Origin of the sequence: Almyronema sp., from assembly GCF_052168255.1 — a bacterium.
In the GTDB taxonomy this organism is placed as follows: Bacteria; Cyanobacteriota; Cyanobacteriia; order Phormidesmidales; family Phormidesmidaceae; genus Sphaerothrix; species Sphaerothrix epifaneia.
Map to the genome: position 1 here is coordinate 125,137 of NZ_JBQLZL010000074.1, position 22,895 is coordinate 148,031.

Consider the following 22,895-nt stretch of genomic DNA (forward strand, 5'->3'; position numbering starts at 1 on the left):
AAGAGAGCGCTTTTTAGTCTAGAAGATGGCTCGGTTTCTCCCCATCAGCTAAAAGCTAGATTGTCGGGTTTTCTTAGGGCTAGTTTCGGCCAATCAGAGATTAGCAATAGCGATCGAGCAGTTCGAGTAAAACTCCATTCGTCCAGCCAAAGCCAATTTCATTAGAGCTATAGCCAAAGTGAATTTCATCAGAAACTTGGGCTGAGCAGCGCACCACGTCATATTTTTCGACCAGCGTGCCGCTTTTTTCAAACTCTTGAATCACCATGTGAATAAACTTGCTGGCAATGCGTTGTGCTTCGGCTTCATAACCATATCGCTGCAATCCTTCCACAGCAAACAAGGTCAAAGGTGCCCAGCCAAAGGGCGCATCCCATTGATTGCCAGAAACATAGGTGCTGGTTAGCAGGCCACCCGGGGCTTCAAACTTGTCTAGATTTTCGACTACGCGCTGGGCTTGCTGCTCAGAAGCGATACCAGCCCAGAGGGGAAAGAAGGTGGTGACAAATTCATAGGGCCGCCGCTTGCCAGTGCGGAAATTGTAATCAAAGTAAAGTCCGGTTGGTTCGTCCCACAAAAACTTGTCAATCAGTTGACAGCGATTTTCGGCTTGCTGTTGCCAATAGGCGATCGCCTCGGTATGCCCTAAAATGCGCTTCATTTCAGCAATATCTAGCTCCATTTGGTAGAGCAGCACATTTAAGCAAACGGGGGCGCAGTGGATAATATCAGCGCTAAAGGGGCCAAACCGATTGGTGATGTCAAACCCTGACTCTCGCATGGAACGATCGCCTTGATAAAACAACTCGGTGAGCTGATCTTGTTCGCGATCGTAATAGAGATTGACTTCATAGTCGCTCACTTCATGTTCGCGGTAATATTCGCGCACGCGATCGTAGTGGGTACGACCTGCTTCGTCGCGCTCAGAGGCTAGAACTTCAGGGGCTGGCCCTTTGCCCAAAGCATTGTAGTGAGACAACCCTGTCGTTTGGTTTAAATGGGGGGGAACTATCCAGTAAAAATAATAGTGCTCGACAGAAGGTAAGACGGTTTGGAGCCAGGTTTTGTCCTGGGTGACCTCAAAAAGCCGCAGCACCATGCGAGTGAGGATGGGGGGCTGTGAGCGATTGAGCATGTAAGTTCGGTTGGCATTCAGCACCGTACCATAATGCTCAACTTCGTAAATTAGCTGATCGACCATACTTTGGGCTAGTCTGATTTCGCCATCGTGCAACAGTCCCAGCATGATAAAGTAGCTGTCCCAGCCATACATTTCGTTAAACCGCCCGCCGGGTACCACATAGTCGTAGGGCAGATAGAGTAAACCGTGTTCTTTAATCTGGTCGGGTTCGGGGGGCAACACGCGCAGCTCAATTTGCTCAAATTCGGTTGGGGTTACAGCCTGCCGAATGGATTGCTGTACGGTGGCTAGATCCTCACGGGGAGAAATATAGACCCGCCAGGGTTTGCTCATGTCGTGCTCTAGCTTGGGGTCTTGAGCCGCTTCTAAAATATGACCCAGAGAACGGGAGAGGGTACGCCAAGTTTTTTTGATGTAGGTTCTAACCGCTTGAATTTGAGTTTCCGTTGGCCGTTGAATATCGGCTGGCGTCGAAGAAAAAGTCACGGTAATTAAAAATAAATTGACTGTTTGACAGGATAACTAAAAAGTTAATTAAAGATATGTCTGGGCGATCGCAGCTTAATCGCAGCTTAAAAAATAGCCGCTCTATTGTCAGATGGGTTAGGACGATCGGCCTTTGCCCATCTGACGCGAAAGTAGAGTTCACCTAAACCAAAGAGTTGCCCCGGCGCTAAGGGGTGGGTTGATTGACCAATAGCGCTACTGGAAAGCGCTGCAAAATATTACCGATTGGTAGCTGAGCGGTATCCATAATTTTGGTATGGGTGAGGGTATCTTGCCAGGGAGCACGCAGCTCAGCGGGAATGTCTAAATAAGTATCTTGCCAGACGATTTTGCCAAGGGGCTGAGTGTCAGGCTGAATGAGTCCGGTTAAAAACCGGGGGGCGATCGCCATGAGAGTCGTATCTTGATAGCGGCGGGCAAACGCAATGACATGATTGGCGTGCGTGCCGTTGACTTTGAGGGGAATGTACTCACCCTTTTGAAACACTCGCCCATATTGCTGCCGAGCCGCCAAGGCTTGCACAATTAAAAACAGCTTTTGCCGTCCATCAGCCCGACTCGCGGCGAGATCGTCTAGCAAGCTAGCCATACCCGTTTGGCAGCGACGCTTAATTTCTTGCACAAACGACAGCCGCTCATCATAGTCCACCGGACGGCGGTTGTCAGGGTCTACCAGGCTCAAGTCCCACAGTTCTGTTCCCTGATAAAAATCGGGCACACCGGGAGAAGCTATTTTAAGCAGCGTTTGCGACAGAGAATTCAACCTGCCGTAGGTGGCAATTTTTTGCTGAAAGGGCAGAAAAGTCTGGAGGAATTCATTATCTTGACCCGGTTGCAGCAATTTTTCCGCAAAGGCGACAAAGCCTTCTTCATACTCACTATCAGGCCGCAGCCAAGCCGTATGTACTTTGGCTTCTCGAACGGCTTTCACTAAATAATCTTTGATGCGGCTGACAAACTCGGCAGACACTTCGCCCGAAAAGGGAAAAGCCCCCATCAAGGTTTGATAAAGAAAATACTCGTCATTGTCGTCTGGAATTTGACGGTCATCAACAACCGTTTTGTGGTCGCGATTGAGGTCGCGCCAGGTGTCAACTTGCTGCTTCCAAACGCGGGGAATTTCGGAAAGGACGTTGAGGCGCGATCGCACATCTTCACTCCGCTTAGTATCGTGGGTTGAAGTGGCATTCATACTATGAGGCCAATCGGCTAGCCGCTGCTGATTGGCTTGATGAAAGGCTTCTAGCGAAAGGCCAAACTGGCTGGGATCACCGCCGACTTCGTTGAGAGACAAAAAGCGGTTGTAAACATAGAAAAGCGTATCTTCAATTCCCTTAGCCATCAGCGGCCCAGAAAACTGCTGAAAGCGCATGACAAAATGTAGCCAAAGCGCCCGCTCTGAGTCGGTTAGGGTGTCTTGTTCATCTAGGAGCAAAATCTTTTCAATCAGGTTTAGCTCATTCAGTAAACGGGGTAGGCTTTGCCGCGATCGCCGAATAGCTGTTTGAATGTACGCGCGATCGCGGCTACCAACGGTGGTGCTATTGATATAGGTGCAGTAAATCGGAAACTGAACCAAAACTTCTTGAATCGCCTTTCTCAGGCCGTTGAAAGTAAAGTCTCGGCCATAGCGATATTTGCCAGCAATTTGCTTGAGCAGGTGAGCTAGATTATTGATATCACCCACCAGAGTTGTGCCCGCAATCAGACGTTTTTTCTCACAAAAAACCTCTTTATAGTCAGGCACGTAGCCAACGAGCTGAGCATAAATTTGGCTAAAGGCTTGCTTGTGATTGCGATCGCAAAAGACGCTGTTGACCTGGTTTAAAAAGTCATACCCTGATGTACCCTGAATCGGCCATTTGGTAGGAAGTTCTTCGTCAGATTCCAAAATTTTCTCGACGGTGAGATAAATATCGCCCATGCTTTCCCGCAGACGCTGCAAATAGCGACTAGGATCATACAAACCATCGACGTGATCGACCCGTAAACCTTCAATTTTGCCGTCTTTTACCAGCCGAGAAATCAGATGGTGCGTCTTTTTGAAGACTTCTGGATCTTCAACTCGAATAGAAATTAGCTCATTAACAGTAAAAAAGCGGCGATAGTTGAGTTCTTCAGCCCCCACCTTCCAAAAAGAAAGGCGATAAAATTGGGCGTTTAACAGTTGGTCAAGCAGATCAAAGCTTTCGGCTTGATTGGGCTGACCATTAAAGGTTTTGATATTGCGATCAATAAAAGCTTTGATTTCGCTATTGCCTTCGTATAGCTCCCAAAGCAGTTCTTTAACAAACTGAGCTTGGTCACGTCTTTGCTGCCCGGTGGTTTCAGTGGCAATGCCTTTCAGCATATAGAGCAACCCTAACAGCTTAATAAAGTCAGGATGTCGCCGCCCTAAATCGCGAGCTAGCTGACCTAAATCTTGCCGCAGAAACAACCCATAAGATTCAATATTGAGCGGTAATTTCAGGTCGTAATAGTTAACGGTTAGTCCGCTTTCTTCGTAGGCTAGCTGGATTTGTCCGGCTTCTAAACAGCGACCATAAAAATCTCCCAACAGGGGCGCAAGAATTTTGCCACGAATGTCTTCGTAAGGGTGTTCCCAATCAATGTCGAAATAGTGAAAATATTCTGACTGGGAGCCATGCTCCATCACATCCATTAAAAAATGGTTTTGGCTGTCATAAGCCATGTGGTTAGGCACAATATCTTGCACCCAACCCATCTGCTGCTGGTGTAAAGCCTCTACTAACGACTCAAAATTGGCTTCTGTGCCTAAATCGGGGTTGAGCTGGGTCGGGTCAACCACATCATAGCCGTGGGGACTGCCCGAACGAGCTTTGAAGATGGGTGAGGCGTAAATGTCAGAAATGCCCAGTTCTTTAAGATAGGGAACAATTTTCTGAGCGTCGGCAAAGGTGAAATCCGGACAAAACTGCAGGCGATAAGTGGCGGTAGGAATACGCATAGAAAGTGCTGTCATCAAGTTAATTTTTCATATAAAACCAGGCTGTGGGGCAGGAGGGAGACGGTTTGCGCCTGACTCACTTGCTCGGCGGCGATCGCCCCAGGTCCCTGCCACTGCGGATCGTTTGAATCTAAGCATTTTTGCCAAGATCCGGGCTGCTCTAGCGAATACGTAACGGTTTCCTCACCAAAGTTAAACAAGCACAGAGCCGCCTGCTGGTTGTGCCAGTGGTGTAGCCCTACTAAGCGATCGCTTTCTTGATAAAAAGCTTCAAAGTCGCGGCGATCGCCAAGTTGCAAAGCTGGCAACTGCTGTCTTAACTGAATCAGCCGTTTGTAAAAAGCCAGTAGAGTGCCGTGCGCTCCCTCTTCTCGCTCAGCCCAGTGCAGATGGCAAGACTTAAAAGTTTCTACCGCCGCCGCTTCAGGCGGCTCACCCTCCGCGTGAAAATGAGCAAATTCTTTGGCACGTCCCTGGCGAATAGCCGCTAGCAAGTCTGGATCGGAGTGGCTGACGAAGTAGACAAAGGGAGCTTTCTCGCCGTACTCCTCGCCCATAAACAGCATCGGCAGATAAGGCGACAGCAAAACCGCCCCTGCAGCTAGCTTTAATTGATCAAAAGACACCAGTTGAGACAAACGCTCACCCAACATCTGGTTGCCAATCTGGTCGTGATTTTGGCTACAGACGACAAATTCATAAGGCGGGCGATCGCTGACGTCATTGCCGTGTCGTCGCTGCCGAAACGGTGAATAGTCCCAGGTGTAAACAAAGCTCTTTTCTAGCGCTTTAGCAAACTGCTGACAGGTGCCAAAGTCTCGATAATAGCCTTGGTTTTGGTGGGTCAGTAGCGTGTGTAGCGCGTGGTGAAAATCATCGCTCCACTGGGCATCAACCCCATACCCCCCCTGACTCGCCGGACGTAACACCCGGCCATCGTTGAGATCGCTTTCTGCAATCAGGTAGCAGCGGCGATTGTGCTGCTGGTTAAATTCGGCTACCGCTTCTGCAAGGTCTTGCAAAATGTGCTTAGCGCCGAAGTCGTAAATAGCATGAATGGCATCAAGCCGTAGCGCATCGATGTGGTATGCCTGCAGCCAATAAAGCGCGTTCTGCCGCACATAGTTACGCACCCCTTCGCTGTAAGCTTCGTCGAAGTTGATAGCGCTGCCCCAGGGGGTACGGTACTTTTCGGTAAAGTAGGGAGCAAACTGACTGGTGTAATTCCCCTCCGGGCCAAAATGGTTATAAACCACATCCATCACGACCGCAATGCCGTGTTGGTGGCAAGCATCTACTAGCTGCTTGAGTGCGGTTGGGCCGCCATAGGAGTGCTGGACGGCAAAGGGGTACACCCCGTCGTAGCCCCAATTGCGATCGCCGGGGAACTGAGCGACTGGCATTAGCTCAATGGCATTAATACCTAAATCAGCCAGTTCTGGCAGACGTGGAATAATAGCGCTAAACGTGCCTTCTGGCGTAAAGGTGCCGACGTGCAGCTCATAGATAATGAGTGATGCTAGCGGTAGCCCTGACCACTGAGAACATTGCCAATCAAAATTATGATCGACCACGGCAGACGGCCCGTGTACATCCTTAGGCTGATACTGCGAAGCCGGATCGGGATAAGCCTCAGCCTGGTCTAACCGAAAAAGGTAGAGGGTTTCGGGGGGCACATCGGCTACAATTGCTTGCCAATATTCTCCCTCTCGCACCAAAGCAACTTCACGCGATTGAGCCGGAAACTGAACGGCAACGTCTTTGGCAAACGGTGCCCAAACGGTAAACTGACAGCGGCGATCGCCCAAATAATGCGCACCAACGTTCATGACAGCCTTCTGATGCAAGCGTTTAGCTAAAGGCTATCTGGTTTGCGCGAGTCTGACAGTCCCTCTTGAGATAGGGATTGTTGAGGGCGATGTCAAGGGCTTGCCAAGATGGCTAGCCATGATAAATGCTGGAGGCAAAACCTCAGCCAATGGCCGTTGGCGACAAACGGGTCTACTTGCGCCAAAATATCTAGGCAAAACCATGCAAAACACGGCTGAATTCTTTTGTGCTTACTGCGGCGAACCCAATCTCACGTTTGTGGATCTAAGCGCTGGTCGTCTTCAGTCTTATGTTGAAGATTGTCAGGTTTGCTGCCGTCCCAACATTCTCTATATTTCTATTGACGCAGAAACGGCTGACATTGAGATTGCTACCGAGTACGAAGAATAAAAAGTAAGCCCAGCGATCGCCGCCAGCCGCCAGTTAGCCCCTCTGAACATTGCCGATATGTCTGAATCTATTGAATCTAAAGGCCCTCTCGTCATCATTGGCGGGGCAGAAGATAAGCACGAAAACTGTACCATTTTGCGAGAATTTGTCAGACTTGCAGGCGGCATAGATGCCCACATTGCCGTACTAACGGCGGCCACTGCTTATCCCCAAGAGGCTGGCATAGAGTATGACCGGGTTTTTTCTCATTTAGGTGCGGCGGCGGTTGATATTGTGCATACCGAAGAACCCGATGATGCCAATAGTCCCCAACTGCTAGAAATCGTGGCCGATGCCACAGGGGTCTTTTTTACGGGCGGCGATCAATCCAGAGTCATCCGCGTAGTTCAAGATTCGCTCTTAGAAGACTTACTACACAAGCGGCATCGAGAGGGTATTGTTGTGGGCGGCACCAGTGCGGGGGCGGCAATCATGTCTGAGGTGATGATTGCCGAAGGCGATTCGACAACCCATCCCTACCTTAACGCCGTAGAAATGAGCAAGGGCATGGGCTTTTTGAGCCAGGTTTTAGTCGATCAGCATTTTGCCCAGCGCGGTCGTCTTGGTCGTTTGCTGACAGCGCTACTGTTAGAACCCCATGTTTTAGGGTTAGGAATTGATGAAAATACGGCGGTTGTGGTGCAAGGGGATGATTTAGAAGTGATTGGTGCCGGAGCTGTCACCGTAGTGGATGAGTCAGAAACCAGTCACAACAACCTTTCGCGATTGCTAAAAGATGAAGCAATGGCAGTTTTTGGCGTCAAGCTGCATATCTTGCCCCACGGCTATCGCTTCAACCTCAAAACCCGTCAGCCCAGCGTCCCCGAAGGTAGCCTGGTGCCATAGGCTCAGAGTTGGCTTGCGTTATGGGGCAATTAAGCTGAAACTGCTGTATGAATGGCTGGAGTTTAAGCAGATATGCGCATTGTTTTTTTCGGTACGCCCCAATTTGCAGTTCCCAGCCTAGAGCGCTTGCTGCTGCATCCTGATTTTGAGGTGATGGCGGTTGTCACCCAACCGGACAAGCGCCGAGGCCGGGGCAAGCAGGTCACCCCGTCTCCGGTTAAGAGGGTGGCCACTGAAGCTGACTGCCTAGTGCTACAACCAGCGCGAATTAAGCGATCGCCTGAAGTGATTGAACAGCTACGAGCGATCGCCGCTGATGCCTTTGTGGTGGTAGCTTACGGCCAGATTCTGTCTCAGGCCATTTTAGAAATTCCTCGCTTGGGCTGCGTTAATGCCCACGGGTCGCTACTGCCCGCTTACCGAGGGGCTGCCCCTATTCAGTGGAGCCTCTATCATGGCGAAACCGAAACGGGGGTCACCACCATGCTAATGGATGCGGGTATGGACACTGGCCCCATGCTGCTGAAAGCGGCTGTGCCGATTGGGTTGCTAGATACGGCCTTAGATCTGGCTAAAACGCTGTCATCTCTCAGCGCTGAATTACTAGTAGATACCTTAAATCAGCTCAATCAAGGCGCTGTAACGCCCACCCCCCAGCCAGACGCCCAGGCGACCTATGCGCCGCTTATTCAAAAAGCAGACTATACCCTGAACTGGTCAAAATCAGCGATCGCCTTGCACAACCAGATCCGCGGATTTTACCCCAACTGTACAACTCAGTTTCGCGGCGAAGCTTTGAAAATTACGGCTACCCTACCGTTAGGAGAATTCGACAAAACCCAGTGGCCGGAGTCGCTAGCCGGACTGGCTCAAATTACGCCAGAACTCACCTCAGCCGCGATCGCTACTCATGCCAAACCCGGAGAAATTGTCAGCCTTCTCAAAGCTTATGGCCCAGTTGTGGCGACGGCAGACGGTTTACTATTGCTCAGTGAAGTGAAACCCAGCGGCAAGCGATCGCAGTCAGGGGCAGACTTCGCCAACGGCAGCCGTCTTCAGGTCGGAGACCTATTGGGCGAGGCCGCTTCATAATCACCGCAACCCTGGCAAGGGCCATCAGGATTAACCGCGCAGCGCAGCAGTTCTGAAGCCGCATTGTAACGGCAACTGATATCGCCAATCACCCAGCGATCGCCCACCAAACTGGTTTCTTCAGGGGATTTGGTTGATTGCACATAGAGATGAATTTTGCTGAGATGATAGCGGTTAGCCTTGAGGCAGTAGCGATGACGGCGCTCCATAACGGCGTAGGTTTGGCCGTCAAAATCAATATGCGCACCCGGTTGAGGCATCCAGTCGAGATAAACGTTACCCAGAGATTGCTGAGAATGATTGAGAATTAATTCCGTAGGTAGTAAATCTTGCTCCATAATCTCGACGATACCAGTATGGCAGGTGATCTATTTGGGTAGCCTTAACACTATAGCCAAAGGCTGAAAGCTATAGCCAAAGGCAAAAAGCTAAAGGCAGAAGGCAGAATGAAAGGTTTTCTATCAGCCGCTTTCAGCAATTTGAGTGTCTCAACCTTAGTGGCTATAGTGATAACCGCTCTCCGGTTGCGGCAAAGGTTCGTTACAATTTCAAAAATGTTTGAGTCCAGAAAGTTAGTGCTCATTTAGCCTATTTAACCTTTTGCAGGCAGTTAAGCAAGCTAAACAACCCTAAGTTCTGAGTTAGTTAAAAATGCGATCGCGCCATGTCGGTTAATAAAGTCTATTACGAATCTCTACTGGCCGAATGCAGTCATTATGCAGGAGCAATTGAGTTGCTCAAGCAGTATCGCCCCTACCTAGAAACGCTGCCGAGCATTCGCCGCCCAGCCGAGAGTATTATTGCCATTCCTTTGCCGACAGCTCGAATTCGACAACCGCAACCGCTGCCAGCGCAACAGGCTCAAACGGCTTACACGTCTGTAGATGCTGTCTTACAGCTGCCTTGCGACGTGGTCTTTTTGATGTGCGATCCTGAATGGAAAATCAAAACAGGGATGGAAATCTGCCTATTTATTCATCGCCCGCATGAAGATTTTTCTGACTTGCTTGGTCGCTGGCGACAGACTCAAATTTTGTTAGACAAAGGCTACGAATGGCTATTTCCGCTCAAATACAAACACTTACTCAGTGAAGGAGCCGATACGCCACATCCCTTGTTTGTAGTGTTTCCAGAAACGCCCTCGCGTATTTCAAAGGGGCTAAAAGGCGCGGCTTTGCCAGTTATTTGTCATGCTTCTGACCGATTTGCTGCCGAAGCGATTGCCCAAGAAGCTGTTGTCAATTCAACTTCTAGCGCCGTTGAAGCAGCCGTCGAAGCGATTGATCAAACAGAGTTAGAAGCTATCGAAATTCCAGAAGGATTTGACGAAGAGAATCTTTAACTAATGCCGTTTGACACAGTCAATCGGCCAATACTATCAGCTTGTTAATCGCAAAGCTTGGCTTAAATTGCTTTTTTACGGGTCAGTTTGGGGGCGATCGCATAAGTTAGGTCAGCGATGCCAGGGGCAATGGCGTTAGCCGCTAAACCCGTTGTCACCAAACTGGTATAGGATGGCAGAGATCAACCGAGTAACCCTGAGAATGCGCTATTTTCTATCGCTTGTTCTGGCTAGCTGCCTTTGGCTGGTTAGTTTATGGTTCGTTTTTCCGGCTACTGCTTCGCCCCTGTCCCCGGTGGTGATGGTGTTACCCGGTTTAGAGGGCGTTTTTCGCGGTGCCTCACCTGACAACCTCGGCGTTGACGACCAAGGACAGTTGGCCGCTTGTCCGGCTTCTCCTAATTGTGTGGTCAGCCAGCAGGCCGACGACACCCACGCGATCGCCCCCTTTACTTATCAAAGCGATCGCGAAACCGCCCGCAAAGCCCTTTTAGACGTTCTAAGCGTTGTCCCAGGTGCGACGGTAGTTGCCCAAACTGAAGACTACATTCGCTTTGAAGCGCAAAGTCGGCTGTTAGGATTTGTAGACGATGGCGAATTCTATTTGCCCGCTGATGAAAACATCATTCATCTGCGATCGGCGGCTCGTCTGGGCGAATCAGATTTAGGCGTCAATCGGCGACGCCTAGAACAAATTCGACTAGCCCTAAAAGATTTGGGCGTTTAAGCCCTAATGCGGCAAAAATAGCGAACCATACTTGAAGACACCATACCCGCAAACCATCACAAACAGAGCTAAAGCCGTCTCCAAAGGCGCAATCTCAAAGCACCAAAGGCTCACCAACAGCAAGCCAATACTATCGGCCATCAGCACCAGCCAGCGTTGCCTGATGCCATAAGGCTGTAGCATCACAGGCTGCGTCAGGTCTATCTGAATGCCAGCTAGCAGGTTAAACCCTATCTGGCTCAGCAAAACTAAAAGGGTTCCGATTCCTAAGTTCACCCAGGCGATATAAAAACCCAGCAGTTCGAGGGCAATCGTGATCAGGGTTACTTGCCGAAACCATTGCAAACGAGGTGGTGGCTTTGCTTTCTGGCTAACGGCGGCAATCTGCTCTAAATCCACAACCGCCATACGCGCTTGCTCAACTGACAAAAGCAGCAAGGCCAGCGCTAACACGCGCTCAGAGATCAGCTCAGCCACAAATGCTTTAGCCACTAGCCCCAAACTAGCTGGCAAAAAGAGGCAAACCATATAGCGGGCGATCGCAGTCATAACCTGTACAAATTTGTGGTGAAGATCGCCTAGATCCGCTATGAAAGCCTATAAATAATTTGCTAGAGTCTAGCGAAACCACTGAACTATCTACCCTAGCGCCGCGCCGCTATTCGCTAAGCGAGGAGCCAGCAATTGTGTGATAGTAATCTTTATTCTGGGTTTTTGTAAATCTATATGGCCAGACTCTCTGTAGAGCTGAATCGCTTTTTCTTTCAAGCAGAACGCGCCCCTAAAGTCACGCTTCAAGATATTTTAGAACTGGCCGGAGAACGAACTTTCGGCTTTTTATTTGTGCTGCTGTCGATTCCTTCAGCTTTGCCGCTGCCAGCACCGGGCTACTCAGTTCCCTTTGGCATTGTCTTATTTGTACTGGCAGTTCAGCTCATTATCGGTCGCGAACGTCCTTGGTTTCCGACTAGCTGGAACAAGCATCAGTTTGAGCTAAAGCAGGTACAAAGTATCCTCAAAGCGGGAATACCCTGGTTGCAGCGGATTGAAGCTATTTCGCGGCCTCGACTCAGCTATATCTGCACCAGTTTGCCCGGTCGCACGGTCATTGGCTGTGCGATCGCACTGATGGCTATTTCTATGATGATTCCTATCCCCGGTACCAATACCCTGCCAGCGATGGGCATTTTTGTCACCGGATTTGGTCTGCTTGATGATGATGGTGCCATTAGTCTTGGCGGCTTGGTCATGTGTGTAATGGGTCTAACCCTAACTTCTTTAATCTTGCTATTTGGCTATGAGGCGGTTAAAGCTGGCATTGAGCTAATTCGCAACGCTATTTTCTAAACGCAGATTAAACCCAGAGCAAAGGGCAAACGACATCAGGGCTGAGAAGAGAGGTTTAAAAACTTGGTATATTCCGGCTTAAACAAAAGCTTGATCGTCCCGGTTGGCCCATTTCGATGTTTGGTAACAATGACCTCAGCAATACCGCGATCGGGCGTATCTGGATCGTAATACTCTTCGCGATAGAGCATCATGATTAGGTCTGCATCTTGCTCGATCGCACCAGATTCCCGCAAATCAGACATCATGGGGCGTTTGTTGGTGCGAGATTCGACGCCACGGCTGAGCTGAGACAGGGCAATTACAGGTACGCTTAATTCACGAGCCAGTCCTTTGAGCGATCGCGTAACTTTTGAAAGTTCTTGTACCCGGTTTTCGTTACCGCTGCCTTCCATTAGCTGTAAATAATCAATCAAAACCAACCCCAAAACGCCGCCACTTTCTGCTTGCAATCGGCGTGCCTTCGATCGCATTTCTGTGACCGAAATATTGGGCGTGTCGTCAATAAAAACAGGGAGTTGAGACAGGGAGCTAATGGCATGGCCTAGCGGTTCCCACTCGGTTTGAGCCACACGACCCGCCCGCAGACGACCACTTTCAATTTGCACTTCGCTAGAAAGCAGGCGATAAACCAACTGAGACTTTGACATCTCTAGGCTAAAAATAGCGACTGGTAGCTGGTGCATCCCAGCAATGTTGCGGGCAATATTCAAAACAAAGCTGGTCTTGCCCATTGAAGGACGACCTGCGGCAATAATTAGATCTGAGCGCTGAAAACCCTGGGTCATGGCATCTAAGTCATAAAAGCCACAGGCAATTCCAGGTGTGGTTAGCCCAAGCGATCGCTGCTCAATATCTGAAAAGGTAGCTGTGAGAATGTCGCCCGTTGAGGTTAATCCCTGCTGGGGGCGCTCTTGCGTGACGCCAAAGAGCTTTTGCTCTGCCTGGTCTAAGATGGTTTCGACAGGTGCACTGGTGGTATAGCCCAGTTGAATAATTTCGCCGCCTGTCTGAATCAGCTTACGCCGCATATATTTTTCCATCACCAGCGTGGCATACTGGTCGATGTTGGCAGCGGTGATGACCCGATCGACAAGCTGAGCTAAACGACCCTGCCCGCCGACTTTTTCCAGCTTATTTTGGTCTTTAAGCCAGGTAGTCAAACTCATCAAGTCGGTGGGGCGTCCTCGACTTTGGAGATCTAAAGCCGCTCGATAAATGTCTCGGTGAGCTTCGATATAAAAGGCTTCTGGCTGTAAAATTTCGTTGATGCGACTCAACGCCTCTGGGTCTAAAAGAATACCGCCTAAAATGGCTTCTTCAGCGTCGATATTTTGCGGCGGCAGGCGATCGCTTGTCGGCTGGAAATTCAGTTCCTGAACCATAGTTTCAAATCAATAAGGGCGAGGATAACCCCGCCCTTACCATAACGAACAGATGAATCCCATTGGGGATGATCTTCAACATTTTTTGACCGCTGATCGAGGCTAGTGGCTAGACTCCGTCAATCAGCTTACTGGGGCACAACCCGCAGATTGAGCGTAGCAGTCACTTCAGGATGTAGCTTCACCTCAACTCTGTACTCACCCAGCTTGTTGATGTCAGGCAGGGTAATGTTGCGGCGATCGACTTCTTTGTTAGTCATCTTTTGAATCTCTTCAGCTACTTCGGCTGCGGTAACCGTACCAAAGATAGCCTCACCCTCACCCGCCTGTTTTTTCACGGTAAACAGGCCAATCGTCGCCAGAGCAGTTTTGATTGATTCAGCTTCTTGCTTAATTTCGAGCTGTCGTTGCCGCTCTTGTTCTCGCCGCCGCTCTACCTGCTTAAGCACACCAGGGGTCGTACGGACAGCCAGCCCACGGGGAATGAGATAGTTGCGTGCGTAACCAGGGGCAACTTCAACTAAATCGCCTTCGCCGCCTAATTTTCTAACGTCCTCGTTGAGAACGACTTGTACCCGTTTCGCCATAGTTCTCCACTTTAAACCCAGTCTATAATCTTACCAAGCTTGCTAGGTTCTAGCAAATGCTAAAACTGATCTTTTTGACCTCGCAGGCGGGCAAAGGTTCGAACAGGGTCTTGCAGTCCTACAGCCTGTTGCAGAGCGGTTTGATCCCAACGTAAAAAGGGATTGGTTTGTTTTTCTATTGCCAGGTCTGAAGGTACTGTCGCTTGTTGTTGCTGTCGGGCTGATTTTACCTGGGCAAATCGCTGCTGTAGAACTGGATTTTGGGCATCTACGGTAAGCGCAAATTGTAAATTTTTCAGCGTATATTCGTGGGCACACCAAATTCGAGTGGTATCTGGCAGCGATCGCAGTTGGGTCAAAGAGGCCACCATTTGCGCGGGGGTACCTTCAAACAAGCGACCGCAGCCACCGGCAAAGAGCGTATCCCCGCAAAATAGCTCGCCCCACGTTTCCGCAGCGATTGGTGGAAAGTAGTAAGCAATATGGCCACGCGTATGCCCTGGAACGAAGAAAACCTCAGCTTGGCGTCCGGCAAATTCAACGCGATCGCCTGCTTCTAGGAAAAACTGCTGTTCCGGAATGCGTCCGCGATCGACCGCCCCGCCATATACCTTAGCGTTGGGATAGTGGGCTAGGAGCTGTCGATTACCACCAACGTGATCGCTATGATGATGCGTATTAAAAATAGTCGTCAGCGTGGCATTTAGCTGAGCTAGCTGAGCTAAAACTGGGTCTGCTTCGGCTGGATCAACAACGGCTGCATCCCCCGATTGGGGATCGTGAAGGAGAAATATGTAGTTATCAGAAAGGGCATTCAGACGGTAAATTTGCATCCTCTAAAACCTTAGCTCCGCTTTGTTTAGCATAAAAGTCAAAACGGCTTTTTATCTATGCCAGCGCTTGTTAAGACCAGAGAAAGTACGGATTGAGCAAGATCCTTTTTAGGGCAAACTAAGCGCCAAGGATATCTCAACGGAACATGGTTCGAGACGCTCAGGGAATGCCTTCTACTATCGCTAAGCTAATTCACAAGGTTGCTAGCTCAGGCCGAATTAGCCGTAAAGACTATATGCAACTCACTTCTATGATTTTATCTATTACAACCATGACCCCCCTTGAGCGCAGCCATATCAATCAAATTTTAGATGCGGTTCAAACAGGCAAAATCACTTTAATTGATTAGCGGTTGAGCTTAGAGCTTTACGTTTAAAGACAAAAGGGACAATGGCGTCAAAAAGTTTTGCTAAAGGTGCCGAACTACGAACAGGCAAAGTTTTAAAACTGTAAACGTCTGGCCTTTGATCCTGGGTGTTTTTGGGTTGCTCTGCTTGGTCGCGCACCCAGAAAGAGCGCTTTTGTACGGATCCCCTTGAGGCACAATAGAAGAATCTATACAGGTTACCCGGAACCTGATTAACAAAACTGCGTCACAGAAACTGTGATGAAGCTTACAATTTCGTCCATTTTATGCGGCAGTTCTTGCATGGGGTAACGAGTGTCGCACCCGGACTGCATTAATTTCGCGGTTGTTTACTATTTGCCATCGCATCATCGCAATGAAACCAATAACCTGCTTCCAAGTTTCTCATTCTCGTGTTTTCAAAGGGGTAAGTCGCTTCATCACCAGTGCTGCAACCATAGCCTTGATAGGGCTAGCAAGCGGTTCAGCTTTTGCCGCCGATCCTTTCCGCTCGGAGGATCCGCACAATATTGGCGATCAAACAGAAGCGGCCTTCTATGCTTTCTTTAGAGACGGTGACTATGTAGAAGCGCGGCAATATCTGATGGCTGCTGAAGAAACGGAAGCCGCTGAACCGATGGTGCAAGCCATGCTTGCCTCTTTGGCGTATCTAGATGGTGACTTAGACGAGCTAGCGGCTAGAGCCGAGCAAACCCAGACGGCTGCTAATGCCCTGATTGCCGTAGATCCCCTGCGAGGGCATTTGTACGCTGCTGTCGGCACCTTTTTAGAAGGCGCACACTTACTCAAAACTGAAGGAACTGTCCGCAGTATGCCGACCGTACTTTCTATGTTGCAGCAGGTCTTTAACCACTTAGACCAAGCAGAGCGAATTTCGCGTACAGATCCAGAACTCAACCTGGTAAAAGGCTATATGGATTTGCTGTTAGCGGTTAATTTACCGTTTGCCAATCCTCAACAGGCCATTGAGCGGCTAGAAAGCTACGGCTATCCACCTTATCTAACGCAGCGAGGCTTGGCGATCGCCTATCGAGATCTCAAGCAGTACGATGAAGCTTTAACGGCGATCAATAAAGCTCTAGAAGTGGCTGCCAACAACCCAGAACTACTAGGTCTACAAGGCCAGATTTATGCGCGGCTAGGCCAGCGAGAAGAGAGCTTAGCCAGCTATGAAAAAGCACTAACTTATCGACAGCAGTTGCCAGAGCAAATTGCTTTGCAGTTGCAGTACGAACACTGCAAGGTTGCTGATGTCATTCCGAATAGTGAATGCTCTACTCAATTTGCTGCTGGTAGCTTCGAGTAGGCTTTGGCAAAATCTCTAGCCGCTTCACGGCTGAAACTTAGCCAACCGCGCGATCGCACATTGCTTGAGCAGTGTTATGCTAATCACGCTGAGAGAGACGGCTCTGTTTCAGCCGTTCCGTTTTTAGGTATGCATTAACTATGCAGGTTCAGTTTCGAGAATGTGATTTTTTTAATCTTTGGATTTGGTTAGAGCTGAGTACAGTCCCCTCTCCCATCGAGTGCCAATACATTGAAGAAGTCTTCAATTCTTGGTTTTTTATGGGCAAGCTGGGAGGATTTAATGCCGAAAATCTGCAAGTGCAAGAAACGGGGCTAGACATTAGCTATCTCGACTATGAAGCAGAAACAGCAGATGAAGCTTTAATGTCAGTGATGCACAACATGGGCGAAGTCCAGTTTCAAGGGGTTTGGGCTAGATGCTGGTTTGATCTGGGCACGACTGATGCGATCGCCCTCGATGTTTTGATCAATACTTTGCAGCAGTTTAGCAAAGACTATGTTCATCTAGAGCGGCTGATTATTGGCGGCGAAAACGAAGACTGGCCCATTCCAGGAAGTGGTCAACCCGCCTTCTTCGACGAAGACATGTAGCTAAAGCGCATCAACTTTGCCTCAAGCATAAAAAAACAGGTGCAGGCCCCATGAGCGCTTGCACCTGTTTTGGGTTTTAGGTCATTTAGGCTAGCGGAACATACTGCTAACCGAACTTTCTTCGTGAATACGCCAAATAGCTTCACCGATAAGATTGGCAACCGACAAAACTGTTAGCTGCTCAAAGTGCTTGGCATCTGCAACCGGAATGGTATTAGTCACAATCACTTCTTCAAACAAACCACTAGAAAGGCGCTCTACTGCCGGAGGCGAAAAAACCGCATGGGTGGCACAAGCATAGACCTGTCGTGCCCCTTCTTGACGCAGTAAACGCGCCCCTTCACAAATGGTTCCGGCAGTGTCAATCATGTCATCGACTAGAACCGCCGTTTTGCCCTCAATATCACCAATTAAGTTCATCACTTCGGCTACGTTGTGGGCTTGGCGACGCTTGTCAATAATGGCTAAAGGCGCATCGTCTAGCTTTTTGGCAAACGCGCGGGCACGCGCTACCCCGCCTACATCCGGCGAGACAACGACGAGATCAGGCAGGTTCTTGCTGGCGAGATAGTCAATGAGTACGGGCGAGCCATACACATGGTCACAAGGGATATCAAAGTAGCCCTGAATTTGGGCGGAATGTAAATCCATGGCCAAAACTCGACTAGCGCCTGCTTGAGTCATCAAGTTAGCAACTAATTTAGCCGTAATTGACTCGCGGCCAGCAGTTTTGCGATCGGCTCGCGCATAGCCGTAATAGGGTAGTACCGCTGTAATCTGACGAGCAGAAGCCCGACGGCAGGCGTCTATCATGATCAGCAGTTCCATTAGGTGATCATTCACCGGGTAACAGGTGGGTTGAATTAGATAAACATCACACCCACGAATAGATTCCTGAATTTGGACGTAAAGTTCTCCATCGGCAAAGCGCTTACGAACCATCGGTCCTAAGTCAATGCCTAAATAACGAGCCACTTCACGAGAAAGCTCTCCGTTGGAAGATCCAGCGAATAGCTTCAGGCGGTTATTGTCACCAATCTGTGGAAGTGCTGTCTGAAGTGATAGGGTGGCAGAGCGAATCACAACAGGCCCTCAATGCGTGTTCACGGAAATCCTAGCATCCTAACTCAGATTGTCTCTGAGAAATTTTTCCTAGGCCCCTGATTAGAAACAGCGTATTAAAACCAGTAGATGTACGGTGAATGACTTTAACAAAACGAATTAAAACAGGTAAAAACTAAACCCAAAATTTAATTTCACCAATTGTAGCTTTTATTACCGCATTTGGTGAAGCTGGGGTTAATAGAGTATTTAGATTAGTTTAATAAGGCTTAACATCAGCCGTGGGCAACAAAGTTGCGGCAATGGGTTAGTTTTGAAGCGCTAAACGAGAAGCTAACCGAGACATGCGGCTAAAGGCAGAAGGCAAAATTGCAGAAGGCAAAAGGCAAGGTTTTCTGTAAAAGACTTTCGATAATTTAAGTGCTTCAACTTTGATGACGACAACTCCTAAAGGCTAATGAACGCTGTGGTTAACCAGCTTGCTTATTGCCTGTGAGGGGCAAATTGCTTCAGCTTGTTTGCCAATGTCATATCCCAAAAGCGTTGACAATATTTTAGAGAACGCCTTCTAGCTTGAGCAGTTTAATAGTACGAGGCAAATTGAGTTTTAAGGCGGCTGCGATCGCCTGTAGCAAGCGCAAATTGGGCAAATCGGGCTGAAGCTGTTCGGCACGGCTGAGCGCTCGATCGGCTTGCCAAGGCTGCCAGCTATAAAGATGAACGAAGCCTAAGTAAGCCCAATTGTAAGGATTATCGGGGCTTAAGCGGGTAATGATCTCTAGGGTGGCGATCGCTTCAGGTGCTTTTTGCTGCAATATTTGAGCCAGTAAAAGTGAGTAGAGCCAGTCCAAACGATCGGGGCTTTGTGCTAGCCGATAGGTCATCGCTTGCTCTGTCTGGCGGAGATAATCCTGGGTGGCATCATACTGATTGATGCGCCCAACTTCGGCAAAGACAGGATCAATCGCGCCAGTCGGCAGACCGAGGGCTAACTGCCGTAGCACAGTAACGAGATCTAGCGGCGGCGATTGGGGTGGAGCCGCCAGGTTGGCTTGCAGATCAACCTGGACTGTAGGTAAGCTCAGCGCCCAGCTTTCACCCGTTCGCCGATTGAGATAACGGGCTTGAAGCTGGTAGCGCCCCGCCTCTAAGCCGTCGGGTGGGCGTATGGCTAAATATTCTGTTACTTGAAAATTTTGCTCCGAAGTGGCCTGATCGCGATCGACTTTTAGTTGCCCTAAGCCAATGGCGTGATCGCTGATCCAAACAGGGCGATCGCTGTTGTTTCCATTGAGGGGTTGCCAAGTCAGCAGCAGCAGCCCGTCCTGCAATGCCAACCCTGGGCCAATAATTTGATAAGTAATCGGGAAAATCTGCCCTGGCGTTAATGCTTCAGCTATGTCAACTGCCGTCACTTCAACGGCAGTTGGCGGTTGGCTGAGGGGTTGAACCTGAACCTGAGGAGACTTGCGGCGCAATAACCGCAGTTCGCTCTGATCGGGAAGCTGCCAACGCTGAAAAACCGATAGCGTATCAGCGGTTTCTAGCGCTTCTTTGAGGCGGGCTTGCCCAGCTTCAATACTGCCATAGTTGCCCTGATCGCCAGTTTTGGTTAAATACCAGTTCAGGTAGCGGCTATCTTGCAAGGCTGTTTCGGAACTAAACGAAAGTTGGCGACCGTTGACTTGAAACTGATCTAGCGCCCCATAAAAGTCCATATTTTGCGGATTGATCGCAAACGTATTGACCGCTAACCCCAAGGTTGATTGCAGATAAGGCATATCACGGGTAATCGCGTCAATCACAGCGGCATTCGGCCAGCGATCGCCTTGATAAGGCGGCCACTTGGCTACTTTAAGTAAGTTGGCATCTGGTAAGGCAAAAGCTCTAGCCAGCAAAAGCCCCGTCGAGAGCATCACCGCTCCCCACCGCAACCCCTGCCAGGGGCGAGAACGACCCAGCGTTAATCCACGAGCCAAAAGAATCGCCATCGCGGGGAAAAAGGCAATGATAATTCGCGGCTGCTTGTTGGGGCCGAAGGTGCCTAATAAATAGATACCGAGCAAAAAAGCCAGCAGCCATAGCCAACCCTGACGCGTTGCGCCCAAAAATAGCTTTTGGTTGGCAGGTTTTGAGCGCTCTACTGGCTCAGAAAGCCAGTAGCCACGAGCGATCGCCCCTAACCCCACTAACCAAGCCCCTAAGGCTGCTAGCAAGACTGGAGCAGACACAATCTCTGGCAAAACTTGTAGATAAAACAGCCAGCCCGCTAGCGTATTGAATTGAGGAGATTTGCGATAAATGACCCCCGCCTGGGCACCGCCAAAAGTAGTGGAGACGATAGTTAGCCAGTTAGTACTTAACCACGGCCAGATAACGACGGCAGCGATCGCCCCACCTATTACAATTTGCAGCAGCCACAGCCAGCGCCGCCGCCCCACACTCACCCCCACTGCCCACACCAGCGGCGGAATTACAAACAGCAACCCCGACGTTCGGGTCAACAAAGTTAGCCCCAGCGCTACCCCCCAAACGGGCACCCACCGCCATCGTTGCCGCTCTGTGGGGGCTGTCCACCAGTAAGTTAAGCTCATCAGCGCTACAGCAAACACAGCCGCCAGACCGAAGTCCAGCAAATAGGTAATCCGCAAAGCTGCCAGCGTAGGGGAAAGCAAACTTAGCCCTGCGGCCCACAGCCCAACCTGGCTACAAAACAGCCGCCGCCCCGTCAAGTAAATGCTGATCAGCATGACTGCAGCTAGGAGCAAGTTAACGACAACCGCTTGATCTGCCCCTGGGCCAAAGCCAAAGAACAAAGGAACTGTCAACAAATAAATCAGCGGGCCTCGCTGAGTTGGAGCCTGTTGCCATAACGTTTGCCACCAAGCCGCTGAAAAAAGCTGAGGCTGTTGTAGCACTCGCCAGTGGTTCATGGCGCGGCTGAGGTGATCACCTTGATCCCAGGCTGGCGGAGCCTGGTCTAGACGCAACCAGGTAATATCGACAACAACAACCAACAGCCACAGCAACCCCAGCACCAGCCAGGGCCTAAGGGAGAGGCGAAAGCGAGATAGCATAGTCTATATCAGTACCAGTCAGCCACTACTTAAAAATCGTCAATTAGCCACTCTGAAGCTCGCATCCCCAAATCAATCGGAATGCTGACGGCCTTACCCAAGCGAGGACGCTCTGGCGTTTGCTCAATATACTGCTGGATATAGGCTGTGCTACCCCACTCTTCAAGGTAGGTGGCTATGGCGTTTAGATGTTCAAGATACGCTGCTTCGTCCATGGGGAAAGAAGCCTGCTCAAGATAGCGCCACATTACTTGAAAAAAAACTTTGCCTTGAGCTTTGCGCAACTGAACATCAAAGGAATATCCCCATTTTTGCAGCAATAACGCTTGTAGCTCCTGTCCTGTCATAGTTCATTTAGCAGTACGCCGCACTCAAGAACAGCCTAATAACCTTATCAGCCCTCCGTTCAAGTCTGCAGCTAACAAGAGGTGAGAAAGCATTCAATTGTTTAAATTGCTTTACAAAGATGGGAAATTTTAGCCCGGTTAGCGCCCGTGGACTTTGTCTATCGCTGCTGGATGGACGGCGCTATAGTGACCAGAAATGCCCTATTGTAAAGCGTTTTTAAGCCTCTGCCCGCCTAAACGCGCCATAAACCATCAAAAAACTTGGCAAGACTCCGGCGAATGGCATGTTTGCGGGAGCAGCGAAATGTAATAATACCTGTAGAAAATCTGCAAACTTATTTCACAGACACTCATAAATCAGCGGAGTATACCTGTGGGGTAGTGCTGACAATCGGCAAGCAGTGCTCAAAACAGTTGAAATTGATTTGCTGCTTCGGCTAGTGATTTGGCCTGGAGTTTTGATACCTACATTTTGTTCTGAACGTTTATTTGCCTTAAATCATGACTCAAGCTTCTGGAACTCCGGATGTCCCTAACCTGGGACGCCGTCAATTCATGAATCTCCTGACGTTTGGTGCCGTGACGGGTACCGCTCTGGGTGCTTTGTATCCCATTGTGAAGTATTTTATTCCGCCTTCAAGCGGGGCGGCTGGTGGCGGCGTGACCGCAAAGGATGCGCTGGGCAACGATGTTATTGTCAGCGAGTTCTTAGAAGAACACGGCGCTGGCTCCCGAACCCTGGCTCAAGGCTTAAAGGGAGATCCAACTTATCTGGTGGTTCAAGAAGATGGGGCGCTAGCGAGCTACGGCATTAACTCTATCTGCACTCACTTGGGCTGTGTTGTGCCTTGGAATGCCAGCGAGAACAAGTTTATTTGTCCCTGCCATGGCTCCCAGTATGATGCTACGGGCAAGGTGGTACGCGGCCCCGCGCCTTTGTCATTGGCATTGGCTCATGCAGATGTGACTGAAGACGACAAAGTCGTTCTTTCACCCTGGACTGAAACAGATTTTCGCACGGGTGAAAATCCTTGGTGGGCTTAGCGGTAGGCGCTCTGCGCTATCAGGTTTTAGTTCGCTCTACGTCAATTGACTTGTTCGATTTTCC

The 22,895-nt window shown here is 49.7% G+C and carries 21 protein-coding genes; 10 read left to right on the top strand and 11 right to left on the bottom strand.

The genetic code is table 11. The annotated features are described in order from the left end of the window. Positions 1 to 100: 100 nt before the first annotated feature. The 3 genes from ACTS3T_RS16955 to treZ form a co-directional block, all read right to left on the bottom strand. Positions 101 to 1,627 carry a trehalase family glycosidase gene (locus ACTS3T_RS16955; RefSeq protein WP_377964739.1) on the bottom strand — a complete coding sequence of 509 codons (1,527 nt, stop codon included), beginning with the start codon at positions 1,625 to 1,627 and terminating at the stop codon, positions 101 to 103. A gap of 187 nt (positions 1,628 to 1,814) precedes the next feature. Then, positions 1,815 to 4,616, bottom strand: coding sequence for a malto-oligosyltrehalose synthase (gene treY, locus ACTS3T_RS16960; RefSeq protein WP_377964949.1), 2,802 nt, complete (start codon positions 4,614 to 4,616; stop codon positions 1,815 to 1,817). 14 nt (positions 4,617 to 4,630) lie between these two features. Then, a complete protein-coding gene (treZ, locus tag ACTS3T_RS16965) occupies positions 4,631 to 6,445 on the bottom strand; it encodes a malto-oligosyltrehalose trehalohydrolase (RefSeq protein WP_377964737.1) in 1,815 nt (604 codons plus the stop codon). Positions 6,446 to 6,647: 202 nt separating this feature from the next. Between treZ and ACTS3T_RS16970 the strand changes: the two genes are divergently transcribed. From ACTS3T_RS16970 to fmt, 3 genes are all read left to right on the top strand, one after another. Next, on the top strand, positions 6,648 to 6,836 hold the full coding sequence (locus tag ACTS3T_RS16970) for a CPXCG motif-containing cysteine-rich protein (protein ID WP_377964947.1): 189 nt from the start codon (positions 6,648 to 6,650) through the stop codon (positions 6,834 to 6,836). A gap of 57 nt (positions 6,837 to 6,893) precedes the next feature. After that, entirely contained in the window at positions 6,894 to 7,721 is an 828-nt protein-coding gene (locus tag ACTS3T_RS16975; RefSeq protein ID WP_377964735.1) for a cyanophycinase, read from the top strand. A gap of 72 nt (positions 7,722 to 7,793) precedes the next feature. Then, complete coding sequence (fmt, locus tag ACTS3T_RS16980) at positions 7,794 to 8,813, top strand: methionyl-tRNA formyltransferase (protein WP_377964733.1); 1,020 nt, start codon at positions 7,794 to 7,796, stop codon at positions 8,811 to 8,813. Here fmt and ACTS3T_RS16985 read toward each other — a convergent pair. Further along, positions 8,777 to 9,151, bottom strand: coding sequence for a DUF6464 family protein (locus ACTS3T_RS16985; protein WP_377964731.1), 375 nt, complete (start codon positions 9,149 to 9,151; stop codon positions 8,777 to 8,779). The two genes, fmt and ACTS3T_RS16985, sit on opposite strands and share 37 nt — an antisense overlap. A gap of 326 nt (positions 9,152 to 9,477) precedes the next feature. On the opposite strand from ACTS3T_RS16985, the gene ACTS3T_RS16990 reads away from it, so the two are divergent. Beyond that, positions 9,478 to 10,155 carry a hypothetical protein gene (locus tag ACTS3T_RS16990; RefSeq protein ID WP_377964729.1) on the top strand — a complete coding sequence of 226 codons (678 nt, stop codon included), beginning with the start codon at positions 9,478 to 9,480 and terminating at the stop codon, positions 10,153 to 10,155. A gap of 172 nt (positions 10,156 to 10,327) precedes the next feature. Beyond that, positions 10,328 to 10,882: a DUF1499 domain-containing protein gene (locus ACTS3T_RS16995; protein WP_377964727.1), complete on the top strand. Its 555-nt coding sequence runs from the start codon at positions 10,328 to 10,330 to the stop codon at positions 10,880 to 10,882. A 3-nt stretch (positions 10,883 to 10,885) separates the two neighbouring features. On the opposite strand, the gene ACTS3T_RS17000 is transcribed toward ACTS3T_RS16995, so the two are convergent. Then, positions 10,886 to 11,431 carry a hypothetical protein gene (locus tag ACTS3T_RS17000; protein WP_462935275.1) on the bottom strand — a complete coding sequence of 182 codons (546 nt, stop codon included), beginning with the start codon at positions 11,429 to 11,431 and terminating at the stop codon, positions 10,886 to 10,888. 177 nt (positions 11,432 to 11,608) lie between these two features. On the opposite strand from ACTS3T_RS17000, the gene ACTS3T_RS17005 reads away from it, so the two are divergent. Then, a complete protein-coding gene (locus ACTS3T_RS17005; RefSeq protein WP_377964723.1) occupies positions 11,609 to 12,229 on the top strand; it encodes an exopolysaccharide biosynthesis protein in 621 nt (206 codons plus the stop codon). A 35-nt stretch (positions 12,230 to 12,264) separates the two neighbouring features. On the opposite strand, the gene dnaB is transcribed toward ACTS3T_RS17005, so the two are convergent. The 3 genes from dnaB to gloB all read right to left on the bottom strand — a co-directional run bounded on the left by dnaB (position 12,265) and on the right by gloB (position 15,034). Next, positions 12,265 to 13,614: a replicative DNA helicase gene (dnaB, locus tag ACTS3T_RS17010; protein ID WP_377964721.1), complete on the bottom strand. Its 1,350-nt coding sequence runs from the start codon at positions 13,612 to 13,614 to the stop codon at positions 12,265 to 12,267. A 128-nt stretch (positions 13,615 to 13,742) separates the two neighbouring features. Further along, positions 13,743 to 14,201: a 50S ribosomal protein L9 gene (gene rplI / locus ACTS3T_RS17015; RefSeq protein WP_377964719.1), complete on the bottom strand. Its 459-nt coding sequence runs from the start codon at positions 14,199 to 14,201 to the stop codon at positions 13,743 to 13,745. A gap of 59 nt (positions 14,202 to 14,260) precedes the next feature. Next, positions 14,261 to 15,034 (bottom strand): hydroxyacylglutathione hydrolase, encoded by a 774-nt coding sequence (gene gloB, locus ACTS3T_RS17020; RefSeq protein ID WP_377964717.1) that lies wholly within the window; start codon positions 15,032 to 15,034, stop codon positions 14,261 to 14,263. Between the two features lie 146 nt (positions 15,035 to 15,180). Here gloB and ACTS3T_RS17025 point away from each other — a divergent pair, with 146 nt between their 5' ends. The 3 genes from ACTS3T_RS17025 to ACTS3T_RS17035 all read left to right on the top strand — a co-directional run bounded on the left by ACTS3T_RS17025 (position 15,181) and on the right by ACTS3T_RS17035 (position 17,301). Further along, positions 15,181 to 15,384: a hypothetical protein gene (locus tag ACTS3T_RS17025; RefSeq protein WP_377964715.1), complete on the top strand. Its 204-nt coding sequence runs from the start codon at positions 15,181 to 15,183 to the stop codon at positions 15,382 to 15,384. Positions 15,385 to 15,757: 373 nt separating this feature from the next. After that, entirely contained in the window at positions 15,758 to 16,708 is a 951-nt protein-coding gene (locus tag ACTS3T_RS17030) for a Sll0314/Alr1548 family TPR repeat-containing protein (protein WP_377964713.1), read from the top strand. 140 nt (positions 16,709 to 16,848) lie between these two features. Continuing rightward, positions 16,849 to 17,301 carry a DUF3531 family protein gene (locus ACTS3T_RS17035; protein WP_377964711.1) on the top strand — a complete coding sequence of 151 codons (453 nt, stop codon included), beginning with the start codon at positions 16,849 to 16,851 and terminating at the stop codon, positions 17,299 to 17,301. A gap of 90 nt (positions 17,302 to 17,391) precedes the next feature. Here ACTS3T_RS17035 and ACTS3T_RS17040 read toward each other — a convergent pair whose 3' ends face one another. The 3 genes from ACTS3T_RS17040 to ACTS3T_RS17050 form a co-directional block, all read right to left on the bottom strand. Continuing rightward, positions 17,392 to 18,384: a ribose-phosphate pyrophosphokinase gene (locus ACTS3T_RS17040; RefSeq protein ID WP_377964709.1), complete on the bottom strand. Its 993-nt coding sequence runs from the start codon at positions 18,382 to 18,384 to the stop codon at positions 17,392 to 17,394. Positions 18,385 to 18,917: 533 nt separating this feature from the next. Beyond that, entirely contained in the window at positions 18,918 to 21,440 is a 2,523-nt protein-coding gene (locus tag ACTS3T_RS17045; protein ID WP_377964707.1) for a glycosyltransferase family 39 protein, read from the bottom strand. A 29-nt stretch (positions 21,441 to 21,469) separates the two neighbouring features. After that, complete coding sequence (locus ACTS3T_RS17050; protein WP_377964705.1) at positions 21,470 to 21,787, bottom strand: DUF3067 family protein; 318 nt, start codon at positions 21,785 to 21,787, stop codon at positions 21,470 to 21,472. 501 nt (positions 21,788 to 22,288) lie between these two features. Between ACTS3T_RS17050 and petC the strand changes: the two genes are divergently transcribed. After that, the gene (gene petC, locus ACTS3T_RS17055) at positions 22,289 to 22,831 is read left to right on the top strand and encodes a cytochrome b6-f complex iron-sulfur subunit (RefSeq protein ID WP_377964703.1); all 543 of its coding nucleotides are present in this window, start codon (positions 22,289 to 22,291) and stop codon (positions 22,829 to 22,831) included. Positions 22,832 to 22,895: the final 64 nt, after the last annotated feature.